The following is a 23,905-nucleotide window of genomic DNA, read 5'->3' as shown; positions in this document are numbered from 1 at the left end:
AGACAACGGCTACGGACTTGGGCATTGTTGGTCAAACACAGACTTTGACGTGAACAAACTGGAGGACCCTCATGGCCGAGGCTTACATCATCGATGCACTTCGAACTCCAGTGGGGCGGCGCGGAAAGGCGCTTTCCCAAGTCCATCCCCTAGATCTTGCTGCTTTTCCGCTCGCTGAGCTGGTGCAAAGAAACAACATTGATTCTGACCAATACGACGAGATCATTCTTGGCTGTATCGACCAGGTAGGTCCTCAAGCAATGGACATCGCCCGTAATGCGTGGCTAGCGGCTGGACTCTCCGAGTTAGTCCCCGGAACCACCGTTGAACGACAGTGCGGTTCAGGACAGCAAGCGGTGTCCTATGCAGCCCAAGCGGTCGCTAGTGGCAGCAGTGATCTGATCATCGCTGGCGGAGTTCAGTCAATGTCTAGCATTCCGTTGTCCTATTCCAACACGGCAGCCACCGACTTTGGATTCCCGGATCCCTACACCGGCTCCAAGCTGTGGGCAGCCCGCTACGGAGACCAAGAAATCTCGCAATTCCGCGGAGCCGAAATGATGGCTCAACACTGGGGATTTTCGCGTGAACAATTAGAGGACTTCGCGGTCACCTCCCATGAACGGGCCCTGGCTGCTCAAGCGCGAGGATATTTTGACCGAGAAATCCTGGCCATGGATCAGTTGCAGACAGATGAAGGTCCCAGGGCCGTGGACCGCGGCAAGATGGCAAGTCTCGCGCCAATCGTCCACGACGGACGGCATACCGCAGCCACTGCATCCCAGATGTCTGACGGTGCGGCCATGCTATTGATCGCTTCCGAAGCAGCAGTAAAACGTTACGGTCTAAAACCACGGGCCCGCATCCACCACGTCTCTGCGCGTGCAGATGATCCAATAATGATGCTTTCCGCACCGATTCGTGCCACCAAGTACGCGTTGGAACGCACCGGTATGGCCATGGCGGACATGGACCGTATCGAAATCAATGAGGCCTTCGCTTCAGTGGTACTGGCATGGCAGAAGGAAACCGGTGCCGACATGTCTAAGGTCAATGTTAACGGCGGCGCCATTGCGCTGGGCCATCCCATCGGCGCCACCGGCGCACGTTTAATGACTTCGCTACTACACGAGCTAGAACGTAGTGACACGCGTTGGGGCTTGCAAACCATGTGCGAAGGTGGAGGACAAGCCAACGTCACCATCATTGAACGACTCTAAAACTATCCGGCGACAAGGGATCTCACTATGAGTTCATGGACAGAAAAGTCAGCAACGGCCCGCGATGATTCGAACACTATCCCCGCATTGCTTCAACGTGGTGTCTTGCGCAATCCGCTGGCCACAGCACTGAAATTCGAGGACCGCACGTGGACCTATCAAGCTCTAGCGATAGCAGTGAATCAAGTTGCAGGCAGACTGAAGGCGCTTGATCTACCCACAGGATCTCGAGTCGCGGCCTTTGCCGCCAACAGTGATGCCTACGCCATCTTGTTCTTGGCCTGCGCCTCAACAGGGTTGGTTCATGTGCCGGTGAATTTCGCTTTGAAGGGTGATGAGCTGCGCTACCTGCTACAAGATTCTGGGGCTTCTCTGGTGATCGCAGACCAACCTCGCCAACAGCTGGTCCAAGAACTGGCAGACCGCCACGAATTGCCCGAGGTGCGTGAAATCTGGTCTCTGCTGCCTCTCGAAGGAAACGAGAACAGTGTTTTGGCAACGGCCTTGAGCAAGGAGAATTCCGAAGAATACTCAGGCGTGAAAATCACCAGTACTGACCTCGTTCAGTTGCTCTACACCTCTGGAACAACCTCGGCACCGAAAGGTGCGATGATGACCCACGGTGCCCTAATTGCCCAATACGTATCGGCCATCATCGCCCTAGATCTGGATGCCGAAGACCGCCCGTTGATTGCAATGCCGCTTTATCATTCTGCAGCGATGCACGTGTTCTTATTGCCTTATCTAGCTCTCGGCGCCAGCGTCCGTTTACTTTCCAAACCGGATATCGCTGAAATTTTAGAGCTCGTTGAATCCGAACATATTGGCTCCTTGTTCCTGGCCCCAACGGTTTGGGTTCCGTTGAGCAACCATCCGGACTTGGCAACACGGGATCTCAGCTCGCTGGCGAAAGCTCAATATGGCGCATCGATTATGCCGGTAACTGTGTTGTCCCGGTTACGTGAACGCTATCCAAAAATCGGCTTCTACAACTGTTTTGGACAGTCTGAATTGGGGCCGTTGTGCTCGGTATTGAGGCCAGAAGAACACGAAGCCAGGCCAGCCTCTTGTGGTCGTCCGGTCTTCTTCGTTGAGGCAAGAGTTGTCAATGCGCAGGGCATGCTTGCCGAACCCGGAGAACCCGGTGAAATTCAATATCGTTCTCCTCAAGTGATGAACGGGTATTGGAACAAGCCTGAAGAAACTGAGCAAGCGTTTATTGATGGTTGGTTCCGCTCTGGTGACCAAGTTGTCAAAGATCGTTCCGGCTACATTCAAGTAGTGGATCGCATCAAGGATGTCATCAACACCGGAGGTGTTTTGGTGGCACCCCGCGAGGTTGAGGACTGCATCTATGAACTGCCAGAAGTTGCGGAAGTCGCTGTTGTTGGCATCGATGACGAACGATGGATAGAAGCGGTCACCGCTGTGGTGGTGCTCAGAGAAGGCACGCATCTGACCGCCCAAACGGTGCGAGACCATGTGAAATCTCGCATGGCTGGTTACAAGGTGCCCAAACGCGTTGACTTTGTCGCCCAGCTGCCCCGCAACCAATCGGGCAAACTACTTAAACGTGAACTTCGGGCTGAACGGGCCGCTACCGGAGGCCCCGAGAATGGCCACTGATCCTTGGATGAAATTTGATCTGAGCACACCGCTAGATACCGATTATTTATCGGCTTTTAGCTCAGTGACCAGTGCGGACCGCGAGCACTGGACACGGGCCCGTCAATTCGCTGAAGAGGTCTTCCCTGTTATCAACGAGCACTGGGACAAGGCACACTATCCCGTTGAATTGGTTCGGAGGATGGGCGAGCTTGATTTGCTCACCGACGGGCTGGATATCGCCGGACACGCGAAGTTTTCACCTCTGGCGGCCGGATTGGTGACCATGGAGATTTCCCGCGCCGATGGCTCTATGGCTGCTGCCGCTGCCGTTCAAGGTGGACTGGTTCTACGCAGCCTGAAATTATTCGCAACACCTGAACAACAAGAGCAGTATTTGGAACCGGTCGCCACCGGAAAACTGCTCGGTGGCTTCGCCCTCACCGAGCCGCACCACGGCTCCGACTCTGTCAGCCTTGAGACTTCCGCCCGCAAAGATGGTGAGGAATGGGTACTCAACGGCAATAAAAAATGGATAGGAAATGGTGCAGCCGGCGGCATCACTATCGTCTGGGCTCGCGATGAGACTGACGGTCAGATCAAGGGATTCATCGTTGACCAACAAACTCACGGCTACGAAGCAACACCCGTTCAAGGCAAAGGCGTACTACGGGCCATCGAGCAAGCCGAGATCAGACTTCATGAGGTGCGTGTTCCGGGCACTGCCCTATTAGCCAACGCCACGTCGTTCAAGGATGTATCAAAGGCCCTAGTGGAAACCCGAGTGAACGTGGGCTGGTCCGCCCTAGGTCACGCCCTATTCTTGTTTGAGGCGGCGTTGCAGTACGCCAAGGAACGTGAACAATTTGGCAAGCGGCTTGGTGCTCATCAAATTGTGCAATCGCTCCTTGCACAGATGCTCTCGGAACTGACGAACATGCAATTACAGTGCGTCGCGGTCGCAGCCGAACAAGCCGCGGGCAACCTCCGTCCAGCCCAAGCCTCGCTGCTGAAGTACCACAACACCCGGGCAGCTCGCCGGGTGGCAGCAACGGCCAGAGATATGCTCGGCGGCAACGGCATCCTGCTGGAAAATCACGTCATACGCCATGTTGGAGATATTGAAGCGCTACATACCTATGAGGGAACCGAAACTATTCAAGCGCTCATTCTCGGTAGAGACCTCACCGGCTTCAGTGCATTTGGCTAAGTGGGATGGCTAAGATATTCATGATGTGCACTACGTGCCTAGCTTGCGTTGCAAAGGACTAAATATGGCTTATCTCGTTGATTTTAAAGATATGTCCACCGTGGGATTAGAGACTTCTCCGGTCGCCGAAGCCTTGGCTGGGTTGCGTGCCAACGAGGCGCGATATCTGAAGAATAAATTTGATCATGACCTAGTGCTTGAGGATGCAGCTCAGAGCGCAGAAGTGGTCCAGTGGGTACACAATATTCTGCTGAAAGAACGCGAATTAGAAATCGCTTCTCGTCCCCTGCAGGCTTGCGTCTTTGAGGCAGATGGCGCCAAGCGAGCCTACGTTTTTTATGAGTCAGGATTATCCATCAATGTCCTCTATGGACTAGCCGACGGTGAAAAACGCGCAGTGGGCTTCAAACTCTCCGACGGAATGGAAGGGCCCGAAGAGCTGGCAGATAAGTTCAAGTTCGCGCGCCAGAAGTCAAAGCTCGCCGGAACCATCCGCGGATCCTATTTTGTGATTAAGGGCCAGTACTACCCCCCCAGTTGCCGGTAGCCGTCTTGCGCCGCTTCGCGTAGGAATTCTTCTGGCCACAAGGCCCTCAAATCGCTAGAGAACCTGAAGTTCTCTAGCGATTTTTTGTCCGCGTGTGCTTGGCCGATTTCCTGCGCTAATTGTTCAAGGTGTCCTTGTTGCCGGAGAACAAAGTCGCTGTCTACTGGTTCACCGTGGCCTGGGATTACCGTATGCCCGGGCTTGATTAGCTCTAATAAGGAAGCCAGTACTGCTGCCCAGCCTTGTGGTTTTGACCCTTCCCCAAACATGGGCGGACCGGATTCTTCGATGATGTCTCCAAGGAACCAGACTCCGGCATCGGGGACCAACACGGCTAGGTCCGTTTCCGTATGCCCAGGTCCCAATGGCAACAATTCTAGGATGCGGCTGCCGAGAACTACTTTGCTGGCTGTCTTGATGGGCCTGCTAGGAGGCGTGAGAATCACGTCATGCCAGCCCCGGTCCCTTTCAGACTGTGGCTGCTTTTGAGCTTGTTTCAGAAGCGGTTGTTCATATTCCTGGAAATGTGTCGGGATCAGATGATGTCCGTAAATAGGTATCCCTGCATCCTGAAATACCTGATTTCCAAAAGTGTGATCATAGTGCGCGTGAGTGTTGACTACGGCAACGATCGGCAGCGCCGATAGTTCTGCAACGTCACGAATGATCTCTTGCGCTTCTTCGGGGTTGTTACGTGTATCGATAACCGTAGCTCCGGTGGGGCCAAGGACCACACCTACCGAAACATCGGCAGGGTTGTAACGCCGGTGAAAGACTTTGTCGCCTACTTCTAACCACTGATTACTGGGCAAGTTATCTCCTAGTTGTGTGCTCTACACATGACGCGTACACCGGCAACGGCTACCTCCGATTATCCGCTGATGTGTTTGATCTCAACGCGGCGGATTACAGTCAAAGTCTCGCCTGTAATCAACTGGATGACTAGGCTAGGTAAATGGCCACTGTAATTCTTGTGCGGCATGGCCGCACCACCGCCAACGCTTCTGGCGTGCTGGCCGGACGAACACCTGGAGTCAGCCTCGACGAGACCGGTGAGGCACAGGCAGAACGCACTGCCACCAGACTCGCGACAATTCCACTGGCCGGCATCGTTTCAAGCCCGTTAGAGCGTTGTCAGCAGACCGCCGGCTTCATTATCCGGCACCAGATGAACCCACCAAGCCTTGAGTCGGCTGAAGATCTGACCGAATGTGATTACGGCAGCTGGCAGGGCAGCAAGCTCAGTGAACTCTCCGTTCAGGCCCTTTGGTCGAAGGTCCAAGCTAACCCCTCGGCAGTCACCTTCCCTGACGGTGAATCCATGGCTGGAATGCAAGCCCGTGCAGTGGCAGAAATTCGCAGACTAGACGCGGACTTCGAAGCTAAGCACGGACCTGACGCGGTATGGGTGGCGGTCAGCCATGGCGATATCATCAAATCAGTATTGGCCGACGCATTGGGAATGCATCTTGATCTTTTCCAACGTATCAACGTGGGACCGGCTTCAGCATCGATTGTGCATTACGGTTCTGGCTCCCCCACGGTGCACTCGGTCAATACCGAAGATGGGGATCTTTCCTGGTTGGCCCCGGGACTAAAAACAGTCGACGCCCCTGTGGGCGGCGGAGCAGGACACTAAGGAAGTAGACATGGCGGAAATAGTCCACGATTTTAATTGGCCCGATCGAGTTGTCATTGGCACCGTCGGCGAGCCGGGCTCGCGTACCTTCTATTTGCAGGCACGCGCTGGATCAACAATGACCAGTATCGCCTTGGAAAAGCAGCAAGCTGCAGTCGTAGCTGAAATGATTGACGAAATTCTTGATCAAGTCTCTACGATCTCCGGTAATGCTTTCAGCGTTCCGACTCACACTCCGGTGGAGCTAGTAGATAACGATCCTCTGGAAGAAGTCGAAGAGTCCTTCCGCGCCGGATCAATGAACCTCGGATGGGATGCCACCGTGGCGCAAGTTGTGCTGGAAGCTTTCTCACTGAACGAAGATAATCCTGAGTCAGAACCTGAGGCAGTGATGCACGTGCGGATGCCAGTTGGCACAGCTCGTGCCTTCGCAATGCGAACCCATGAAATTGTGGCTGCCGGACGCCCCGTATGTTCGACTTGTGGCTACCCGATTGATCCAGATGGTCATACCTGTCAGGGACCAGAACTTTCATGACGCCATCTGATCTGCTCACCGATGAACTGGAACTCACCGGTCGAATCACCACCGCTTCCAATGCCACGTTTTTGGGCACCATCGGTGAGCTGAGCGTCGTTTACAAGCCTGTTGATGGTGAAAAACCTTTGTGGGATTTTCCAGACCACACCCTAGCTAACCGCGAGGTTGCGGCGTACCTGGTTTCTGAAGCGCTGGGCTGGAATGTAGTGCCACGTACTTGGTTGCGTAAAGGTCCATTGGGTATCGGCATGGTGCAGCTATGGCAAGACGTAGACCCTGAACAGCACGCCGTTGATCTAGTGGCCAGCGACAAGCTTCCGGCCACCGGCTGGCAAACGGTTCTGCATGGGCAAGATGAGAGTGGAGCGCAGGTGAGCCTGCTGCATGAAGATAGTGTTCAGCTGCGTCGAATGGCCGTCTATGACGTCTTGGTGAACAACGCAGATCGCAAAGGCAACCACGTTTTAGCTATGCCCGATGGACATCGATTCGGAGTAGATCACGGGCTGAGTTTCCATGAAGAACACAAATTGCGCACGGTTCTCTGGGGTTGGATTGGGCAGCCGCTGTCCGAGGAAGAAATCGACGGCATCGACCGGATTATCACCTTGCTTGATGCGCAGCTCGGCGAGCAGCTTTCCCAGTTACTGAGTATTGCTGAGCTAACAGCGTTCAAGGACCGGTGCCTCAGTTTGCGTGAAGACGCAGTCTTTCCTGGCCCCAGCGGTGAAATGCCGGCTGTGCCTTGGCCACTGTTTTAGCAGTAGCTTGTTGAGCCGCTCAGGCTAGAAAAATCTGGATCTCATGAAGTCTCACCTGCGCCAGAACACGCGGGGCGTCCTGCCAACTAGAGATTGAGAAATTTCTTGAGCAGGCCCAAGACTCCTCGAGACTCACGCGCGCCGGAATTAGCCTGACGGTTTGCCGTCCGCTCAGCCTCGTGGGCATATTCCAACGCCAGTTCATCCTGACCGTCAAAGGCATGAAGTGCTTCACTGAGCGCTCCGATAACCAGCAAGTCGATATGAATTCCGGTGAGTTTTCCCGTTTCGTCTCTGCTCTCTACTACGGGGAATACCCGTTCTGGCCGAGCAATCAGAATGGCAATGTTTTCGCCGTCAACAGCTTTGGGCAACGTGGTGATCAGGGAGCCGAGTGGACCGTCAATTTCTGTATCCATCCGGTCGAACCACCCGGAACCGTCGCTGGGCGAAATGACAGTATCAAACCAGGTATCTGGATCAGACGGCATATTGGGCACGATAGCTTCGGCATCGCTCATCGCAACACTGGACATCTCCGAGCTCGGGATACCTCGTAGATTTGGCATGCCCGCCCGTTGGTCTACCAACCGCGTCCCCGCTTCGACATGACTTGGCTCGAACGTGGCAGGGGCAACTGAGACAGTTGGCTGATCAGAGAGGACCAGGCTCAGATAGGCTGGTCGGCTCAACGCTAGATCGTAGCTTTCTGGTACTTGGGCAATGGTTGCCACAACCTTGTAATCACCAGGCGGGATGCTCAGCACACTAGGGGTCTGCAGCAGTATCGGATCGCTGATAGCCAATTGACCCGAGGACACACGAAGCTTGCCGAACTCGAAGGTCTCAAATGTTGCAGGCTGGCCGTCAGGAAGACGGAACACTCCAGTTTGAAGGGCCAATAGTCCGTCTGCGCGCATCACAGTTCTCCTCGTCGTCCCCATCTGGTGATGGCCTGATCCTCTTTTACGTCAGCGTACTCGCACCTAGATCTCGTACTTGGATCTTCCACCCCAGGATCGTAGGTAATGCCCAGGCGGACAGGCACAATGGAACTATGAATGCTCACGCTATTTTTGCCGATTTCATCCAACGTCCCATCGACGCAGCCCATCGAATCCCAGAACTGAACGCTGAGCAATTGAACGCTCATCCCGGAAATCACCCGAACTCCGTGGCATGGCTGCTCTGGCACACCGGCCGCGAGATTGATGTTCAGCTTTCGCACTTGTACGGAAAACCTGAAGTATGGGAGTCCTACCGGGACCGTTTTGATCTGGGTGAACTCGGTGACTCAGTTGGATACGGGCACACCGAAGAGCAAGCTCGTCAGATTCAGGTCTCGGATCGTCAGCTGTTGGTTGACTATGTCGAAGCCTGCCTTCAAGCTCTAGCCGAATACATCAACGTGTTGACCGAAACCGACTTTGCTGAAGTGATCGATACGAGTTGGGAGACTCCAGTAACCCGCGGGGTGCGCCTCGTTTCCATCATTGACGATGCCACGCAACACATTGGCCAGGCCGCCTACGCTGCCGGAGCAGTCACCGCCAACAGCTAGCGGTTTCGTGGAAAGCCTCTTCGTGCGTTGAGACCGGCTACAACGGTTTCACCATGATCAAGCAGGGTGTCCCAGGACCCCACAGGTCAGTTTCTTCTACTGCGAGAAATCCGCACCGCTCATAAAAGTGTCGCGTCCGGGCATAACCAACGTCCGGATGCGATGCTCCGAGAGTTTTGACTTCTAAAAGACGTACCCCACGGGCCCGTGCATCAGCCTCGATGGCGTTCATCATGGCGGTGCCGACGCCTGTACCGTGGGCCTGACGGTCCACTAGGGTCAGATGTATTTCAGCCGCATGCGCGAAGTGCCGATCAACAAGCGTTACTCCGAGGACCGCACCCGAATGATCACGGACCGTCCACGTTTCCTTGGTGTGCGCGGCTTGGATGTATTCGTCGTTGGCCTCGGGCTGGCCAAACCATTCGGGCACCGTAGCCAATAAACGCACAACGTCTTCTGGCACTGGCTCATCAAGCTTCGCAGTCCAGCTTTTGCCGGCTTTATTGCATTGTTGATGCTCTTCCCAATCTTTGCGCAGCAAGCCGTAGACCCACGAATCCGAAGTATCGCCATTGACCGTGCAGTCTTGACGCAAGGTGCCTTCAAGCTGAAACCCTAGCTTCTCTAAGACCTTGGCCGAAGCGATATTTCGCGTGTCCGCTTCAGCTTGAACCCGGTTGAGATCAAGGGTTGTGTAAGCCCAGTCCAGCACGGCGGCTACCGCTTCCGTGGCATAACCATGACCCCAAGCATTTTCGTTGAAGCAGTACCCCAACGAAGCATTGCGGAACTCTGGGTTCCACGAATTGAAGGTGCACCAGCCCAGGAACGAGGCGTCGGAACTATGCTCAATTGCCAGACGGACGCCAGTTCCTTCTTCTGCCATAAGATTGCAGGCGACGATGAACCGGTGGGCTGCCGCTGGGTCATCCCAGGGTGGCGAGTCCCAGTAGCGCAGCACAGTGGCGTTACTCTGTAGGGCAAACAGCTCCGCGGCATCCGCTTCGGTAAAGGCACGCAGCTTCAGCCTCGCGGTATGCAAGGTTGGTATGGGCAATGCTGGAGCAGGCGATGTCATACAAGGCATCCTGCCATGAATACAGCGAGCTCACGAGGTATTCGAGGGTGCACTTTTCTAGGTCTGAACAGGCTCAAGGTATTGCTCTGCAGTAAAAACGGACGGTAATCTACCCACTAGGTGCCGTTTGGCCCTTCCTCTAGTAATGACAGGTCAGCCCATGTCCTTCCAGGCGTATCTAGACACCATCGAGAAAAAGACACATCTGACACCTCGCCAGCTTGTGGCTATCGCCCACCAAAAAGGCCTCGATGCACCGGGAGTCAAAGCTGGTGAAATCTTGACTTGGTTGAAGGAAGACTACGAGCTGGGGCGCGGTCACGGCATGGCACTGGTTCACGTCATCCAAAAGGGACCAACGATCAGCAGCAAACATGTCGGGACCGATGGTGTCCACAGCGATGAGTCAGAGACGTTGTGGCTCGACGGCATAGCTAGCAAACCTTCGGCAAAATAAGACCAATAAACAATTCTGCTTTCTCATCACCGCATTCGGAGCAGACAAAAACGTCGCAGCGAAGCGACCATAGGAAAAAAGTGCCTCGATGCCCCATTCTCATCCGCGTCCACTTTTTGATCCGGAGCCAGAGGCCATACTGACTTCGGCCACGGACGAGCTCCCGCCAACTTTGACCGCCGAGATGATTCCGCTGCTGCGCGAAGCTAACCCTGCCGAAGTGCCTCCGGAGCAAGTTCTTGCCGGCACTGGGATCATCCGCCGCGACGTCACCATCAAAGGCTTTGAGGGTGCAGAAATCGTGGTCTCGGTTTTGCAACGTGACGGCGCACAGGAAGCGGTCCAGGTATTTACTACACCCACGGTGGCGGAATGGTCATCGGTGACCGGTGGGCTGGGCTGAGCCAGTTCCTTCCTTGGGTTATCGAAAACGACGCGGTGGCAGTCACCGTCGAGTATCGTCTTGCTCCAGAATTCCCTGATCCCTACCCTGTAGAGGATTGCTACGCAGGGTTGGTGTGGAGCAGCGATCATGCTGAGGAACTCGGCATTGATCCCAACCGACTAATCGTTGCCGGGGCCAGTGCCGGCGGCGGATTGGCTGCAGGCATTGCGCTGCTGGCTGGGGATCGAAAGGGCCCGGCATTGGCCGGCCAAGTACTCATTTATCCGATGCTTGATGACCGCGACAACACCATCTCCACCGTTCAGATTGACGGAGAAGGTATTTGGGATCGCAGCAGCAATGTGATGGGCTGGACCGCTCTCCTCGGCGAGCGCAAGGGCACCGACGACGTGTCGATCTATGCTGCTCCAGCCCGGGCTATGGACTTGTCGGGGCTTCCACCGACGTTTATCGATTGCGGATCTGCTGAGGTCTTCCGAGATGAAGATGTCGCCTACGCAACTGCGCTTTGGCAGGCTTGCGTCCAAGCGGAACTACATGTGTGGCCGGGTGGCTTCCATGGCTTTGATATGAGCGCTCCGGATTCTGTGCTGGGCAAGAAGATGATTTCCACCCGGAGCCAATGGATTGCCCAGCTCTTCTAGAGCTAGATAGCGGTATGTAGATTTCATCCTTCAAACGGGCCGCGTCCACATGGGGACAAAGACATCACCTATCCGCGCAGCAAAGCATACAGTTTGGCAATGTGGGCCCTGAAGCTTCGGCCGTTAGACTTCGAAAAGCTTTAGTCCGTCAATGTCCTGTGCCTCCCAGACATCAAATGCGTCTGTCTCGACCGCTGCGCGAGCAAGTGGCAAAAGTCGTTGTGCCGCTTCTTCTGATTCGAACATTGCCAAGCCGACAAGTCGACCTGTTGTGGCATCTTGAAGTGTATGGACACCGATAAGTCCGTCATTACCGCGCATTGCGGCACCAAACCTGTGCATGGAGTCGACTAGCGCATCTCGGTGCTCGGGATGTGGAGTGTGGATAGACACAACCGTATACATGGCACCAAGAGTAGCACCGCAGAAACTTTAGGATCAGATCCGCTTTCCTTAGTCCTCAATAAGTTCAGCGAGCTGCGCAGTAACTAGACTCCACCCTTCAAGGAGCCCCAGCTCATCGTGTTGTGCTCGGGCAGCAGTATCGGCATGCCGGGCCACAATACGGTAGAGGGTGCCTTCGACGTGATCGGTCAGTGTCACTTCACCTGTTACTGAAACCGGCACCGGGTTGGCCGGACGCAACGTACTATCCACCGCGTTAGTGAAGACGATGCGCTCTTCAGCGTCAACAGCTAAGAAGGCGGCGTCCATATGAGGTACAAAGCTCTTGCCGTCTTCGCTCATCTGGGTGACAAAGCCTCCACCTGCCTGTGCGTCAAAGCTCTCGACCTGGCAGAGATACGGCTTTGGGATCCACCACTGGGCAAAGAGATCCGGCTGAGTCCAGGCATTCCACACGGCCGCGCGGAGCACGAATGACGCGCTCGATAACAAGATCAAGGTCAGTATTCATGAGTTTCTCTTTCCCAGTCGCTTCGTTCTGATGCACTTCGAAGTGTCGCCAGTCTGGCACCCACGGTATATGCCCGAATGAATCTTTGGTCCGAGGTAGCTTCATGTTCGCAGGGACCCGGCACTTTCGTCTTACACTCTTAGAACCCTTTGACCGGCGTTCGCCCCAAATTCCGAACTCATGCTCTATTCGGTGAGTCCTATTCGATCGGCAGGGTGACCCGTGCACAGGTACCGGCTTGCGCGTCGGGGCGCGGACCCAGCGTGAGTTCTCCTCCCAATCTCTCCACTGCCCCGTTGGTAATGGCTAATCCCAACCCACTGCCCTGTATATGTTGCCCGGCTTCCCTATGAAAAGCAGCAGTAGCCTTCTTGGGGTCCTTAATTCCTGGACCGTGATCTTGGACTTCAATGATGAGTGACTTTTTGGTGGCGTGGGCGCTAATGGTGATGGGCCCGTCAGCACCTGCGTATCGTATGGCATTGTGAACGAGATTTAGGATGATTGTTCGTACCGCAATGGATGGAACTTCTTGGGCTGCGCAATCGCCTAGCTGCCATTCCATCTGGGCTTCGGAAGCTTCTGGCAACACCATCAGGTTGTTGACTACCGTCCGCGCAATTTCATCCAATGAAGCAGGGGTGTCAGCGCGATGTTCTACTTCACCCATGGTCAATAGCTGATCGCACAGCCGGCGTAGGCGCTCGATTCCGGAGTTCAGCGCAGCACTGCGTTCATGCCGCTCCTCCTCGCTGCGGGCTGCCGCGAGATACTCTACTTGGAAAGACACCGCGGCCACCGGCGTTCGTAGTTCGTGGGCTGCCTCAGCGGCGAATCGTTGCTGTTCTTCCAGCACGGTAGCAGCCCTTGAATGGTGCTCTTCTAGGGTCTGGATGAACCCTGCAAGTTCTGTGGGCATTCGTGCTGGCGGCAACGGATCTAAAGAACCATCGTGGCGCGTGGCCAATTCTCGCCTCAGCTTTTCTACCGGACGCAGCGCCCAGCTCACCACTAGCCACACTAGAACCATCATGAGTGGCGCACTAAGCAGAATTGGTGCCAGCGTGGAGGTCAAGGTCTCGCTCACGGCATCTTGTCGCACCGCGGTGGATTGGGCTACGGCAAGTTTGCTGCCGTTAGCCAGGTCCTCGACGAAGACGCGTTGTTCCCCGGACCCCAGCGTAATCGTTTGCAAACCGGTCCTAAGATCAGCTGGCAACTGATGTTTGCTCTTTGAGTGGCCAAGAATTTCTACCACCAAACTTGATTCATCCGGTAGATCTGAAGGCTGTCCTTGTTCAAAGTTTGCTCCGGGAGCCTTGACGATTTCTGCGACACGTGTGAGCAGACCGTCTTGCGCCTCGCGGGCTTCAAGTTGAGCTCGTTGGAAGGCCCAACCGGCGGCCAATCCTGTGATGACCAAGATGACAAGCATCAAGGCTGTGATGAGACGGGTGCGCAACGAAAGCGGCGGTGAGGAGTTCATGATTCTTTGGCCACCATCCACCCAAGCCCACGTATGTTTTTGATCGTCGAGGCACCCAACTTCGCCCGGAGTTTTCCGATGAGGAAATCGATCGCGTTGGATTCGATGTCAACTTCATCTGCATAGACCTGTGCTTCCAGCTGCGTTCGGGAGAGCACTTGTCCGGAATGCAGAAGCAGCGCACGCAAAAGAGCTAGTTCCCGTTTGGTCAGTGCGACCGGATTTCCGTTGGCACGAGTCGCCGTGGCAGCACTTTCGTCAAGACTGATGCCCCAGGCCCGCAGAATCGAGGATTGATGAACCGAGCCGCGCCGGGTAACCGCCCGAATACGGGCCAGTAACTCTTCATAGGCGAAGGGCTTCACCAGATAATCATCCGCACCAATGTCTAATCCCGCGACGCGTTGCTCGACGCTACCACGGGCGGTGATGACAATGACGGCCGGTGCCAACTCTTCAGTCGATGGCTGCCGTAGCGCTCGCAATACGTCCAACCCGTCCAGTCCTGGAAGTCCCAAATCAAGCAGGACGATATCGAAGTCACCGAATTTGCTGTAGTGTTTAGCGCTTGGACCATCAGTGATCAGCTGCACGACATGCCCGTCTTCGGCCAAACGTGCGATGAGCACGCTACCGATCATGGGGTCATCTTCCACCACAAGTATGCGTGGCATGCGTGCTCCTTTACTGACACGGAATGGCGGCCGCAGTACCTGAGCTACAGATACTACGGCCACCAATGCTGTTATTTAGAGTTTAGGCTGAAAGCCCTGCGATAACTTTCTGCAGATCCTGTGAGGCGTGAAGGCAGTCGCTTTGTACCGGCTGGCTAGCTCGTAGCGCTGTCAGCTCGCGGTCGATGGCCTTGTCCATCGTTCCCCAGTCCGATGGTGACATTGGCTTGAGCCCAGCTTCGGAGCTATCCCATGAGGTTTCCAGATCTTTGACTCGAGTTGTTGCTCCGGTCAGATTCCCAGCCTTGACCTTGTTCGTCACGTCATTCACGATCGTGGAGAACTGCGACAAGTCACCCAATGGGCCTTGAGCCGCGTGTTGACCTCCAGCTGCACTGGTTGATGCTTGCTGCGGTGCCAAGGAGCTACCGGCAACAAGCGTCGCTGCGATCACCAGTGCTGCACTGGCTCCGAAGGCCCAGGCAAGGTCCTGACCCTGTCCACGAGTGGAGGCCTGGTCTTTGGTGAGCACCCCGTGGCGGCGAACGATGATCTGCTCGCGGATAACCAACGCTGCGATCACGACCAAGAACAGGATACTGGTCAATGAAGCGCCCAGTCCCAAGCCTCCATAGCCCTTGTTCTGGGTGATTAGGTCGCCAATTGAAGCTCCCAATGGTCGGGTGAGCACGTAAGCAATCCAGAATGCTGTCACCGTGGACATGCCGAGCTTTGCTGCGACGGCACAAGCCACGATCAGTGCACCAAAGATGATGGTGCCCCACAAGAATCCGAGTCCCAAAGCTTCGGTTGCCAGGTCTCCAGCTGCCGTGCCCAAGGCGAAGGCGGTCAGAATAGCGGCCCAGTAGAATGCTTCACGCTTCACCGTATCGATGGAGGTGATCTTCAGTGTTCGCTCCTGCAGGTACCAAACGATGAAGACCACGGCAAGCAAGATGGTGAATACGAGGGTGGATACGTAGAGACTGACGCCTAAAGTGTCGGTAAAGAAGTCGGTGATTTGTGTTCCTACAATGCTCACCAGAACGACGGTGAGCCAGTAGATCCATGGCGTGTAACGACGAGTGCGGAACTGGATCACCAGGGCGATGGCCAATAGAACCAGCATCATGCCTGTGGTCGGCAATGGACCCAACCCCACATTAACGGCCAAGAAATCTGCAAATGTTTCGCCGACGGTGGTTGAAAGGATTTTAACGGCCCAGAATGTCGCGGTGATGATCGGAACTTTCATCATCATTTCGTTGCTTTTTCGGCGGCGAATGCCCAAGGAATCCGCTGATGACATGCCCTGTGGAACGTAGCTGCTCATATTTCCTCCAAAATAGCTGCTGATGCTTTCAAGAGAAGTTTCCAGCAGAAGAATGAGCCGAAAATGAGCAAACCAGTTTAGTTGCGTTGAGTTTCAATTCAGCATGATCAAAGGTGCTTAGACAGAGGTTCTTGTGAGTCAACGTCTCATCGGAGGTTTCCATGTCGCTGAACGCACGCGAACGTCGCGCCACCATCCAAGAGTTTGCTGATAATCTCGCTTTGTAGGGGCTGAGCGAAGATGAAGCGGTTCGGCGCTGCGACTGGAAGCAAGCGCGGATCCTCGGGATGTCTGGGTTGAGCGTGACACGCTTGAGAACGCCATCATCGCCGCTGGAAAGTCCCCTGTGCCCTACTCGAAATTGCATGAGGAAATGCGAGCTGCACCTGGCGTTTGGTACGGTGTTCCAAACAAACGCGTACAGGATTAACTGACTGGGACCCTGGCTATAAAGGCTTAGTCCACCACCCCCGGCCGCAACCAGATACGGGCGGTCGACTCCACACTCCCAGACACGTATGGCTCCGATTCGCCGGTGGGCACGTAGCCAAGCTTCTTCCAAAACGGCTCCGCCAGATCAGCATTAGTATCAACGACCGACAGTCGCAACGACTTGATGTCCGAGCTCTGGGCAACTAGATCAATGACGGCGTCGTGCCTCATCCGGCCGAGGACCTCTCCCTGACGAGCACCATCCGTCATCAGCAAGCCAATGTGAGCAACCGTCTTTGCGGGCCATCCGATGATCACATCAGCAAAGGCAACGAGCTCTTGCCCATCCCACAGCCCGAGATCAACCTTTTGTAAGCAGCTTACGTTCGGCGGCTGTGCAGTCAGAGCGTCACTCGCGGCAGTAGGAACTGGAGCTCTTCCCTCAACCAGACGCGAATACTGTGCGTTCGATTCCATGAGTCGCTGTAATGCCTTGGACTGTCTCGAATCGATCAGCCGTATGTCCATCTATACCTCTTGTGTAGTTCGGGCTGGTTCAAAGACGTCCGCTTAACCGGACATCTCGAAGCTACGGGTCATCTTGCTCGGGCTACTTGGACTTGGGACGGATCCACAGCACGTTGCTGCGAATACTAACCTTCAGCGATCACCACGCGCGACCGCATAGGTCGACCTCGCCGACAGGCCACGAACTGAGCGGTGCTTCGATGGGTAAGATCAGCAAGGGTTGCCCCGGCGCATCGAATACGGGCTTCCCAGCGCGACTTATTGAGTTCTCCGCAGCGAAGATCCGACTCCATCCGCATGTCGTGTAGAACGAAACTACATCTTCTCGACACCCGAGGTAGCCGAACGCGATACTGCCCGCAGCCGACATAGATTCTGCCGCACGAATCATGAGGCGACCCCCAAGCCGTTGACCTCGTGCACAGTCGGAGACCAAAACACCTCCGACTCCCCCACGACAATCTCATGATCGCCGACGTGGATGCTACGCCGTGCCCAACCGACGTGACCGACAACCTCACCGTGCTGTCGGGCGACAATATGGAAGTCGTGCGGCGCGTAGCCGTACGGTAGTTCCGGATCCCATTCACCGAATTCTTGGTTGTACTCCGCATCGAATAGTCGGCGGAGTCTGCCAATGTCGCTTGTTGTCAGATCGGTGTGCGCAATGACATCGATCGCGATCTCGGTCGTGTTGTCTTCATCCAACTCACCTCGTGGCGTCACCGATAGACCTCTCGACGGTGGCCGAGGCGTAGTACTAAGACCACCAGCTCTTCTTCCTGGACGTCGTAGATGACCCGGTAATCGCCGACGCGAATTCGAAGTTCGCCTTCTCCGCCGCTCAGCTGCAGACTTCCCGGCGGACGTGGATCTTCTGCGAGTTCGTAGATCGCCGCCTTCAGGCGTGCAGCAGCCTGCGGATGGAGCCCCCGAAAGGTCTTGGCGGCTCCCCGGGAGATGAGGATCCGATAGCTCACGTCAACCCGGATTCAGAGCCCAAGCTCTGCCATCAAGTCATCAAAAGGAACATGCGGCTCCTTGCGCGCTTCCGCCGCGGCCCGAATGTCCGCTTGCTCCTCCAACGCCTGCATCGCACGGTCGAAGAACTCGGGAGAAACGACGACAGCGCGACGACCCGCACCGCGGGAGGTGATCTCGACAGGCTCACGCTGTGCAGCGGCGATGTAGTCGCTCTGCTGGCTACGGAATTGGGAAAGAGTCGCTGAAGTCATGATTCTATGGTACGACTTGTACAAGTTGTACGCAATGCTCGCAGATGCTCATGATGGCTTTAGCGATCATCTCAGAGGTCGCGGCGGACTCCCCGATTCCCAGCACAAAGCACCCATGGCCGAGCGTTAACCGGTATTGGCCAACTGACTTCTAGAACACAACGTTTGAGTGAGTATCAACAGTGAACAGTTGTCCGGGATAGCGCAGACCTGAGAAGTACATATTTGTGTGCGCCACGATCTGCTCGCCGGTCACTGCGACTGAATTCGTATAGGCCTCTAAGACGTCGTCGTCTATGAACGCGCCTGACAAAAATGAGGACCGGCCCTGGACCTACCGAGGTAGGCGGAACCGGTCTTAGTGAGTCCATCTTACTCGTTACTGCGCCAAGCATGCAGTTCTGCGTTGGTGCAGGAATGGGCATGAATCAACAGGTGCAGAGAGCACTGTTCGAGTGCCCTGTAAATACAACAAAGCGCTCCCAAGATTCAAAATCCAAGGAGCGCTTCGCTAGTGGTGAGAAAGCTTAGACATTGAAGCGGAACTCCACGACGTCGCCGTCCTTCATGATGTATTCCTTGCCTTCGATGCGAGCCTTGCCCGCAGACTTGGCGTTGGCCACTGAGCCAGCGGCAACCAAATCGTCAAAGCCAACGACCTCGGCCTTGATGAAGCCACGCTGGAAGTCAGTGTGGATCACACCGGCAGCTTCCGGAGCGGTAGCGCCGCGACGGATGGTCCAGGCACGGGTTTCCTTTGGACCAGCGGTCAGGTACGACTGCAGACCCAAGGTGTCGTAACCAACGCGAGCCAGCTTATCCAGACCGGACTCTTGGATGCCGGCATCTTCCATCATCTCGGCGGCTTCGTCTTCTTCCAGCTCGGCCAGCTCAGACTCGAACTGTGCATCGAGGAAGATCGCTTCAGCAGGAGCAACCAACTCGGAGAGCTTGGCCTGCATCTCAGCATCCGCCAGGCCAGCTTCATCGGTGTTGAACACGTAGATGAATGGTTTGGTGGTCATCAGCTGCATTGGAGCAAGCTCTTCAAGGTCAATGCCCTTGGTCTTGCCCGCTGCGAACAGGGTGATGCCTTCTTCAAGCACCTTCTGCGCGTTAAGCACAGCGTCCATGAAGGACTTCTCGATCTTCTTGCTGCGCAGTTCCTTTTCAAGGCGTGGCAGCTGGTTCTCGATGGTCTGTAGATCTGCAAGGATCAGCTCGGTAGCGATGGTCTCGATATCCGAGGCCGGATCCACCTTGCCGTTGACGTGGATGACGTCATCGTTAACAAACGCACGGGTTACCTGGCAGATTGCATCGGCTTCACGGATGGTGGCCAGGAACTTGTTGCCCAGACCTTCACCTTCCGAGGCGCCCTTAACGATGCCGGCGATGTCCACGAAGGACACGGTTGCTGGCAAGATGCGCTCGGATCCGAAGATTCCGGCGAGCACCTTTAGACGCGAGTCAGGCAACGGCACGATACCCACGTTGGGTTCAATGGTTGCGAAGGGGTAGTTGGCTGCCAGCACCTGGGCGTTGGTCAGCGCGTTGAACATGGTGGACTTGCCGACGTTGGGCAGTCCGACGATTCCGATAGTAAGAGCCACGGGAGAAAATTCTACCTTTTGCTAGTGATGAGCGCGCAATGATCTACTGGCGCGTGAATTCTTTAGTTGGACTGCGGACGGGAACCACGACCGCCAAGGGCGCGTTCCTCGTCTCCGGCTTCCTTGAGCTTGCCGCGAATTTCCTTAGGCAGCGAGAAGATAATGTCCTCTTCCGCGGTGGTTACCTCGGCGACGTCGTTGAAGCCGTACTCGGCCAGCAAGGCCACCACTTCGCGCACCAGCACCTCAGGCACCGAGGCGCCGGAGGTCACGCCGACGGTGGAGACACCTTCAAACCAGGACTCGTCTACTTCATTGGCGAAGTCCACACGGTAGGAAGCCTTAGCGCCATGATCTAGTGCCACCTCAACCAGTCGCACCGAGTTGGAAGAGTTCGCTGAACCAACAACGATCACCAAATCGGACTGTGGAGCGATGTTCTTGATCGCAGCCTGACGGTTGGTGGTGGCGTAGCAGATGTCATCGCTGGGTGGATCTTGCAGGTTGGGGAAACGCACGCGTAGTCGGCGCACGATCTCCATGGTTTCATCCACACTCAGCGTGGTCTGCGAGAGCCAGATGAGCTTATCCGGGTCCTTGACCTGTACGGTGTCAGCTTCTTCCGGGTTGTTCACGATGGTGGTGACTTCCGGTGCTTCACCGTAAGTACCTTCAACTTCTTCGTGGCCTTCGTGACCGATCAGCAGGATCTCGTAATCGTTTTTGGCAAAGCGCACGGCTTCGCGGTGCACCTTGGTGACCAGCGGGCAGGTGGCATCGATGGTCTGCAAGTTGCGGTCGGCCGCGGACTGAACCACTGCCGGGGACACACCGTGGGCGGAGAAAACCACCAGTGCGCCTTCTGGAACTTCTTCGTTTTCTTCCACGAAGATCGCTCCGCGGGACTCCAGCTCGGAGACCACGTGCAGGTTGTGCACGATCTGCTTGCGCACGTAGACCGGTGGGCCGTAGTGCTCCAAAGCCTTTTCAACGGCCACCACGGCACGGTCCACACCGGCGCAGTAACCACGCGGTGCTGCGAGCAAAACCTTGCGTTCGTTCACCTGTGGAGAGGCAGCTGCAATCTCGGCTGGAGAGCGACGTACGCGCGGAATCCGTGGGACTGGCAGCGATACCGGAATGGAAGTGGAAGTAGCCATACCTCTAGTCTACGAACTGGATGCAAGTTAGCCCATGCTCATATGATGCGCGCCACCCTTTGCACCCTGTGAGTTCCACCTCCACTCATCAGAAAACCAGCTAACAAGGCAGCGAACTTGGGAACTTCACCGGGGTGCGAACTACCGCTCCGGTCCCATCGCTACCCTTGTATGTCCGGCAGACACCGATGCCACGATTGGCCAGTTTGGCTTTGATCTGGCGTAGTGAATCGGGCGAGAAGCCGTACCACTGCATGTGCATGAGCACGGTATCCCCCTTGGCCGCCGCCGCAGCACGGGCGATGGTGATGGACTTGGATTTCACCTTCCAGTCTTCGGTATCCCGAGTCCAGGTCCATGGGGCCATGCCGCGGCTGTTGTAACCACAACGAACCGAACCGTCGATTGCCCCATAGGGTGGACGCCCGAAGTTGGTGTGGACACCGGTGCCACCAAGTTGCGCCCCAACCTTCTGACAGCTCAGTGGGCGCAGATCCGGGTGGCTGATCGAATGGTTGATCACCCATTGGCCTTTGGCGCGGGCCAGGCTGGCCAGATCCACCCCGTAGCGTGATTTGTAGGAAGCTAGGCAGTCCCCGATCGGTGCGATGACCAAACCGATGTTGGCGCTGGCGGCATAGTTGATGGTGTCCTTATATGCGCTCAGGGTGCTCGGGCAGTCATCAAAGGTCAGCACCACTCGTGAGGTCCGGTTTGGCCCGCTGCTCATTGGTGCTGACGGTGGCTTGGGATAGGTGGTGACGTAGGTTCCGCTGACCCAGCCGGTGGATCCGCCGTAGCTGACCTTGTACCAGCCGTTGGAGGCTTTGGCGTAGGCAGAGACCGTGGTCCCGGTGGGAATAGTTTTCAGAATTCGGTAGCTGGTGGATGCACCGCTTCGCATATTGAGGCTGTCTAGCGTTCGTACCGAAGCGGCGACAACATAACTGTTGCTCACGTATCCACTCTTGCCGTCGTAGCTGACTTTGTACCAGCCGTTTGACTCGCGCCCCACCACGGCAACCGAGGTGCCTTTAGGGATTGTTTTCAGCACCGAATAGGCAGTGGACGACCCGGTGCGCATGTTCAGGTTGTCGGTGGTTCGTACCCGTGCGGGCCAGTCGATGGACAGTTCGGTTGCCACAGCAACGGTTGATACTGCCGGCACGGACAGTGACCCCGCGCCAAGGGCTGAGGCCGAGAGTGGAACCGAGCCGACCAGCAATCCTGCCGATAATGCCGTTGCTCCTATACTCCGCCGGAAGTGATGATTCTTTGATTCCCCATGCATGACGCTGTGCCTTTCGCGAATGATTCTCCAATGCTCAAGAGTGTGCGCTTGGTGTAAGCGCGAGGCAACACAAAAACGAAGGCTTAATCCAATTGTTCGAAAAGCAATTCCAAGACTGCTAGTCACGATGAACCACAGCTAAACTTCACCCATTGTGATACCAATGCTCCATCTAGATTGGAGCACCGAAAGGCTCAGTAATCCCTAGAACCGTCGGTGCCATACGGTAGTCTCACTTGTGCAACAGCGATTGTGAGAGCTGGTGCCATACATCGATTTTTCAAGGAGCGGCCTGGATGGAGCCCCAATCACCAGCAAGCCTGCCGGCTACTGCTGGGCAGACCACCGCGGATAACCCGTGGCCGCTGCGCCTGCTCTCAGAGAAGCTGAAAATCCACATTGAGAACTCCCCGTGGTGTGGGTGGAGGGACAACTGTTGGAAGCCAATGTGCGCAATGGCCATGCCTACCTCACCCTGCGTGACGTGGATTCGGATTTCTCGTTCTCGGTGACGATTTGGTCCTCCACCATGCGCAAGCTCGACGCCACCCCTGAGGTAGGTTCTCGGGTAGTGGCGCAGGTGAAGCCAAGCTTCTATGCGAAGACCGGTCGCCTTTCTTTGAATGCGACAGATCTTCGCCCGGTGGGCTTGGGCGAACTATTGGTGCGACTCGAAAGATTGCGCCAAGCTTTGGGCGCTGAAGGTCTCTTTGCCCCTGAGCACAAACTGCCACTGCCAGTTCTTCCTGGGCGTATTGGTTTGATCACGGGACGTGATTCAGATGCTGAAAAGGACGTTCTGCGCAACGCCACACTGCGCTGGCCATCCGCCCAATTCCGGGTGATCAATACGGCAGTTCAGGGTGTGGACGCTGCCAACCAAGTGACCGCTGCGCTCAAGGAACTTGATGCTGATCCGCAGATTGATGTCATCGTCATTGCCCGCGGTGGCGGCGCCTTAGAAGACCTGCTGCCGTTCTCCAACGAAGAGTTGATTCGTGCAGTATTCGCTGCCGCGACTCCGGTCGTCTCGGCCATTGGCCACGAGGCAGACCGGCCAATCCTTGACGATGTCGCGGATGTGCGTGCCTCAACTCCCACGGATGCGGCCAAGCGTATTGTTCCGGATCTTAATGAAGAATTCGCCGGACTGCAGTTGGCGCGTAATCGTCTTGAGCGCTCAATCAACAACTTGCTGGAACGCGAAGCACAACTTCTCGCCTCCGTACGTCAGCGTCCGGTGCTTGCCAACCCGCAGGTAATGGTGACTTCACGAGCCGAAGATCTAGAGCGTTGGAAGCAACGCTCTACGGACCTGCTGCACTACCGCGTGCAACGAGCCCGGGATGAGATCAACCATTTGAAATCTCAGGTACGCGCACTGTCTCCTCAGCAGACCTTGGACCGAGGCTACTCGGTCACGCAACTTGCTGACGGCAGTATCGTGCGTGAAGCCGCAGATGCCCCGGTTGATTCTGAGCTCTTCATCCGGTTGGCCTCAGGGCAGCTCACCGCGCAGACCAAACAATCAATTCCCGCCGGCGATGCCGCGAACTAACTCGAAG

At 55.8% G+C, this 23,905-nt stretch carries 27 protein-coding genes and 1 pseudogene; 13 read left to right on the top strand and 15 right to left on the bottom strand.

The features are described from left to right. The first annotated feature begins 71 nt into the window (after positions 1 to 71). The 4 genes from N6V40_RS08650 to N6V40_RS08635 all read left to right on the top strand — a co-directional run bounded on the left by N6V40_RS08650 (position 72) and on the right by N6V40_RS08635 (position 4,582). A complete protein-coding gene (locus tag N6V40_RS08650) occupies positions 72 to 1,220 on the top strand; it encodes an acetyl-CoA C-acetyltransferase (protein WP_131088674.1) in 1,149 nt (382 codons plus the stop codon). Positions 1,221 to 1,247: 27 nt separating this feature from the next. After that, positions 1,248 to 2,846, top strand: coding sequence for a fatty acyl-CoA synthetase (locus N6V40_RS08645; protein WP_262199675.1), 1,599 nt, complete (start codon positions 1,248 to 1,250; stop codon positions 2,844 to 2,846). Next, complete coding sequence (locus N6V40_RS08640; protein WP_262199673.1) at positions 2,836 to 4,035, top strand: acyl-CoA dehydrogenase family protein; 1,200 nt, start codon at positions 2,836 to 2,838, stop codon at positions 4,033 to 4,035. Before N6V40_RS08645 ends, N6V40_RS08640 begins: the two co-directional genes overlap by 11 nt. Positions 4,036 to 4,099: 64 nt before the next feature. Further along, entirely contained in the window at positions 4,100 to 4,582 is a 483-nt protein-coding gene (locus N6V40_RS08635) for a DUF8821 family protein (protein WP_262199672.1), read from the top strand. Here N6V40_RS08635 and N6V40_RS08630 read toward each other — a convergent pair. Then, entirely contained in the window at positions 4,561 to 5,394 is an 834-nt protein-coding gene (locus N6V40_RS08630; RefSeq protein WP_131088678.1) for an MBL fold metallo-hydrolase, read from the bottom strand. The genes N6V40_RS08635 and N6V40_RS08630 overlap by 22 nt on opposite strands. A gap of 143 nt (positions 5,395 to 5,537) precedes the next feature. On the opposite strand from N6V40_RS08630, the gene N6V40_RS08625 reads away from it, so the two are divergent. Genes N6V40_RS08625 through N6V40_RS08615 form a run of 3 tightly spaced genes read left to right on the top strand, consistent with a single transcriptional unit; the run spans position 5,538 to position 7,523 of the window. Then, positions 5,538 to 6,221: an Rv2135c family putative phosphatase gene (locus N6V40_RS08625; protein WP_131088679.1), complete on the top strand. Its 684-nt coding sequence runs from the start codon at positions 5,538 to 5,540 to the stop codon at positions 6,219 to 6,221. 10 nt (positions 6,222 to 6,231) lie between these two features. Next, a complete protein-coding gene (locus tag N6V40_RS08620; protein ID WP_262199671.1) occupies positions 6,232 to 6,759 on the top strand; it encodes an Rv2134c family protein in 528 nt (175 codons plus the stop codon). After that, entirely contained in the window at positions 6,756 to 7,523 is a 768-nt protein-coding gene (locus tag N6V40_RS08615; protein WP_262199670.1) for an Rv2133c family protein, read from the top strand. The genes N6V40_RS08620 and N6V40_RS08615 overlap by 4 nt, the downstream gene beginning before the upstream one ends. A gap of 86 nt (positions 7,524 to 7,609) precedes the next feature. Here N6V40_RS08615 and N6V40_RS08610 read toward each other — a convergent pair whose 3' ends face one another. After that, on the bottom strand, positions 7,610 to 8,443 hold the full coding sequence (locus N6V40_RS08610; RefSeq protein WP_262199669.1) for a hypothetical protein: 834 nt from the start codon (positions 8,441 to 8,443) through the stop codon (positions 7,610 to 7,612). A 137-nt stretch (positions 8,444 to 8,580) separates the two neighbouring features. Here N6V40_RS08610 and N6V40_RS08605 point away from each other — a divergent pair, with 137 nt between their 5' ends. Then, positions 8,581 to 9,084, top strand: a complete 504-nt coding sequence (locus N6V40_RS08605) for a mycothiol transferase (protein WP_131088683.1) — start codon at positions 8,581 to 8,583, stop codon at positions 9,082 to 9,084. A gap of 37 nt (positions 9,085 to 9,121) precedes the next feature. On the opposite strand, the gene N6V40_RS08600 is transcribed toward N6V40_RS08605, so the two are convergent. Beyond that, positions 9,122 to 10,165, bottom strand: a complete 1,044-nt coding sequence (locus tag N6V40_RS08600) for a GNAT family N-acetyltransferase (protein ID WP_262199668.1) — start codon at positions 10,163 to 10,165, stop codon at positions 9,122 to 9,124. 160 nt (positions 10,166 to 10,325) lie between these two features. Here N6V40_RS08600 and N6V40_RS08595 point away from each other — a divergent pair, with 160 nt between their 5' ends. From N6V40_RS08595 to N6V40_RS08585, 3 genes are all read left to right on the top strand, one after another. After that, positions 10,326 to 10,622, top strand: coding sequence for a DUF4287 domain-containing protein (locus N6V40_RS08595; RefSeq protein ID WP_131089798.1), 297 nt, complete (start codon positions 10,326 to 10,328; stop codon positions 10,620 to 10,622). 88 nt (positions 10,623 to 10,710) lie between these two features. After that, positions 10,711 to 11,025, top strand: coding sequence for a hypothetical protein (locus N6V40_RS08590; protein ID WP_242632458.1), 315 nt, complete (start codon positions 10,711 to 10,713; stop codon positions 11,023 to 11,025). Then, positions 10,995 to 11,672, top strand: a complete 678-nt coding sequence (locus tag N6V40_RS08585) for an alpha/beta hydrolase (RefSeq protein ID WP_242632459.1) — start codon at positions 10,995 to 10,997, stop codon at positions 11,670 to 11,672. The genes N6V40_RS08590 and N6V40_RS08585 overlap by 31 nt, the downstream gene beginning before the upstream one ends. A 123-nt stretch (positions 11,673 to 11,795) precedes the next feature. Here N6V40_RS08585 and N6V40_RS08580 read toward each other — a convergent pair whose 3' ends face one another. The 5 genes from N6V40_RS08580 to N6V40_RS08560 form a co-directional block, all read right to left on the bottom strand. Further along, positions 11,796 to 12,065, bottom strand: a complete 270-nt coding sequence (locus N6V40_RS08580; protein ID WP_262199667.1) for a hypothetical protein — start codon at positions 12,063 to 12,065, stop codon at positions 11,796 to 11,798. A 60-nt stretch (positions 12,066 to 12,125) separates the two neighbouring features. After that, complete coding sequence (locus N6V40_RS08575) at positions 12,126 to 12,575, bottom strand: SRPBCC domain-containing protein (protein ID WP_242632460.1); 450 nt, start codon at positions 12,573 to 12,575, stop codon at positions 12,126 to 12,128. A 212-nt stretch (positions 12,576 to 12,787) separates the two neighbouring features. Continuing rightward, a complete protein-coding gene (locus N6V40_RS08570) occupies positions 12,788 to 14,074 on the bottom strand; it encodes a sensor histidine kinase (protein ID WP_131088685.1) in 1,287 nt (428 codons plus the stop codon). Beyond that, complete coding sequence (locus tag N6V40_RS08565) at positions 14,071 to 14,748, bottom strand: response regulator transcription factor (RefSeq protein WP_131088686.1); 678 nt, start codon at positions 14,746 to 14,748, stop codon at positions 14,071 to 14,073. The genes N6V40_RS08570 and N6V40_RS08565 overlap by 4 nt, the downstream gene beginning before the upstream one ends. Positions 14,749 to 14,830: 82 nt before the next feature. After that, a complete protein-coding gene (locus N6V40_RS08560) occupies positions 14,831 to 16,081 on the bottom strand; it encodes a COG4705 family protein (RefSeq protein WP_262199666.1) in 1,251 nt (416 codons plus the stop codon). A gap of 256 nt (positions 16,082 to 16,337) precedes the next feature. Between N6V40_RS08560 and N6V40_RS17665 the strand changes: the two genes are divergently transcribed. Then, positions 16,338 to 16,511: a DUF2316 family protein gene (locus N6V40_RS17665; RefSeq protein WP_207306506.1), complete on the top strand. Its 174-nt coding sequence runs from the start codon at positions 16,338 to 16,340 to the stop codon at positions 16,509 to 16,511. 26 nt (positions 16,512 to 16,537) lie between these two features. Here N6V40_RS17665 and N6V40_RS08555 read toward each other — a convergent pair whose 3' ends face one another. From N6V40_RS08555 to N6V40_RS08525, 7 genes are all read right to left on the bottom strand, one after another. Next, positions 16,538 to 16,990, bottom strand: a complete 453-nt coding sequence (locus N6V40_RS08555; protein ID WP_242632461.1) for a GNAT family N-acetyltransferase — start codon at positions 16,988 to 16,990, stop codon at positions 16,538 to 16,540. Positions 16,991 to 17,428: 438 nt separating this feature from the next. After that, the gene (locus N6V40_RS08550; protein ID WP_262199665.1) at positions 17,429 to 17,767 is read right to left on the bottom strand and encodes a hypothetical protein; all 339 of its coding nucleotides are present in this window, start codon (positions 17,765 to 17,767) and stop codon (positions 17,429 to 17,431) included. Further along, positions 17,764 to 18,021 carry a type II toxin-antitoxin system RelE family toxin gene (locus N6V40_RS08545; RefSeq protein ID WP_131088689.1) on the bottom strand — a complete coding sequence of 86 codons (258 nt, stop codon included), beginning with the start codon at positions 18,019 to 18,021 and terminating at the stop codon, positions 17,764 to 17,766. Before N6V40_RS08545 ends, N6V40_RS08550 begins: the two co-directional genes overlap by 4 nt. A gap of 12 nt (positions 18,022 to 18,033) precedes the next feature. After that, positions 18,034 to 18,276, bottom strand: a complete 243-nt coding sequence (locus N6V40_RS08540) for a type II toxin-antitoxin system prevent-host-death family antitoxin (protein ID WP_131088690.1) — start codon at positions 18,274 to 18,276, stop codon at positions 18,034 to 18,036. A gap of 527 nt (positions 18,277 to 18,803) precedes the next feature. Beyond that, entirely contained in the window at positions 18,804 to 19,889 is a 1,086-nt protein-coding gene (gene ychF, locus N6V40_RS08535) for a redox-regulated ATPase YchF (RefSeq protein WP_131088691.1), read from the bottom strand. Between the two features lie 62 nt (positions 19,890 to 19,951). After that, the gene (locus tag N6V40_RS08530) at positions 19,952 to 21,049 is read right to left on the bottom strand and encodes a 4-hydroxy-3-methylbut-2-enyl diphosphate reductase (protein ID WP_131088692.1); all 1,098 of its coding nucleotides are present in this window, start codon (positions 21,047 to 21,049) and stop codon (positions 19,952 to 19,954) included. A gap of 100 nt (positions 21,050 to 21,149) precedes the next feature. Beyond that, complete coding sequence (locus N6V40_RS08525; protein WP_131088693.1) at positions 21,150 to 22,340, bottom strand: SH3 domain-containing protein; 1,191 nt, start codon at positions 22,338 to 22,340, stop codon at positions 21,150 to 21,152. A gap of 296 nt (positions 22,341 to 22,636) precedes the next feature. Between N6V40_RS08525 and xseA the strand changes: the two are divergent. Continuing rightward, positions 22,637 to 23,898: pseudogene (gene xseA / locus N6V40_RS08520) on the top strand (exodeoxyribonuclease VII large subunit). Positions 23,899 to 23,905: the final 7 nt, after the last annotated feature.

The organism is Glutamicibacter sp. M10 (assembly GCF_025452055.1).
Classification (GTDB): domain Bacteria; phylum Actinomycetota; class Actinomycetes; order Actinomycetales; family Micrococcaceae; genus Glutamicibacter.
Note: the sequence above shows the minus strand (reverse complement) of the source record. Positions and strands in the feature narration are given on the sequence as shown.

What these genes read in the sequence shown, in the direction of transcription:
- N6V40_RS08650 (WP_131088674.1), top strand. Translation starts at nt 72, where the DNA reads ATGGCCGAGGCTTACATCATCGATGCACTTCGAACTCCAGTGGGGCGG.
- N6V40_RS08525 (WP_131088693.1), bottom strand. Translation starts at nt 22,340, where the DNA reads ATGCATGGGGAATCAAAGAATCATCACTTCCGGCGGAGTATAGGAGCA.
- N6V40_RS08605 (WP_131088683.1), top strand. Translation starts at nt 8,581, where the DNA reads ATGAATGCTCACGCTATTTTTGCCGATTTCATCCAACGTCCCATCGAC.
- N6V40_RS08645 (WP_262199675.1), top strand. Translation starts at nt 1,248, where the DNA reads ATGAGTTCATGGACAGAAAAGTCAGCAACGGCCCGCGATGATTCGAAC.
- N6V40_RS08615 (WP_262199670.1), top strand. Translation starts at nt 6,756, where the DNA reads ATGACGCCATCTGATCTGCTCACCGATGAACTGGAACTCACCGGTCGA.
- N6V40_RS08560 (WP_262199666.1), bottom strand. Translation starts at nt 16,081, where the DNA reads ATGAGCAGCTACGTTCCACAGGGCATGTCATCAGCGGATTCCTTGGGC.
- N6V40_RS08610 (WP_262199669.1), bottom strand. Translation starts at nt 8,443, where the DNA reads ATGCGCGCAGACGGACTATTGGCCCTTCAAACTGGAGTGTTCCGTCTT.
- N6V40_RS08600 (WP_262199668.1), bottom strand. Translation starts at nt 10,165, where the DNA reads ATGACATCGCCTGCTCCAGCATTGCCCATACCAACCTTGCATACCGCG.
- N6V40_RS08590 (WP_242632458.1), top strand. Translation starts at nt 10,711, where the DNA reads ATGCCCCATTCTCATCCGCGTCCACTTTTTGATCCGGAGCCAGAGGCC.
- N6V40_RS08640 (WP_262199673.1), top strand. Translation starts at nt 2,836, where the DNA reads ATGGCCACTGATCCTTGGATGAAATTTGATCTGAGCACACCGCTAGAT.
- N6V40_RS08540 (WP_131088690.1), bottom strand. Translation starts at nt 18,276, where the DNA reads ATGACTTCAGCGACTCTTTCCCAATTCCGTAGCCAGCAGAGCGACTAC.
- N6V40_RS08530 (WP_131088692.1), bottom strand. Translation starts at nt 21,049, where the DNA reads ATGGCTACTTCCACTTCCATTCCGGTATCGCTGCCAGTCCCACGGATT.
- N6V40_RS08625 (WP_131088679.1), top strand. Translation starts at nt 5,538, where the DNA reads ATGGCCACTGTAATTCTTGTGCGGCATGGCCGCACCACCGCCAACGCT.
- N6V40_RS08635 (WP_262199672.1), top strand. Translation starts at nt 4,100, where the DNA reads ATGGCTTATCTCGTTGATTTTAAAGATATGTCCACCGTGGGATTAGAG.
- N6V40_RS08565 (WP_131088686.1), bottom strand. Translation starts at nt 14,748, where the DNA reads ATGCCACGCATACTTGTGGTGGAAGATGACCCCATGATCGGTAGCGTG.
- N6V40_RS08595 (WP_131089798.1), top strand. Translation starts at nt 10,326, where the DNA reads ATGTCCTTCCAGGCGTATCTAGACACCATCGAGAAAAAGACACATCTG.
- N6V40_RS08620 (WP_262199671.1), top strand. Translation starts at nt 6,232, where the DNA reads ATGGCGGAAATAGTCCACGATTTTAATTGGCCCGATCGAGTTGTCATT.
- N6V40_RS08570 (WP_131088685.1), bottom strand. Translation starts at nt 14,074, where the DNA reads ATGAACTCCTCACCGCCGCTTTCGTTGCGCACCCGTCTCATCACAGCC.
- N6V40_RS08555 (WP_242632461.1), bottom strand. Translation starts at nt 16,990, where the DNA reads ATGGAATCGAACGCACAGTATTCGCGTCTGGTTGAGGGAAGAGCTCCA.
- N6V40_RS08585 (WP_242632459.1), top strand. Translation starts at nt 10,995, where the DNA reads ATGGTCATCGGTGACCGGTGGGCTGGGCTGAGCCAGTTCCTTCCTTGG.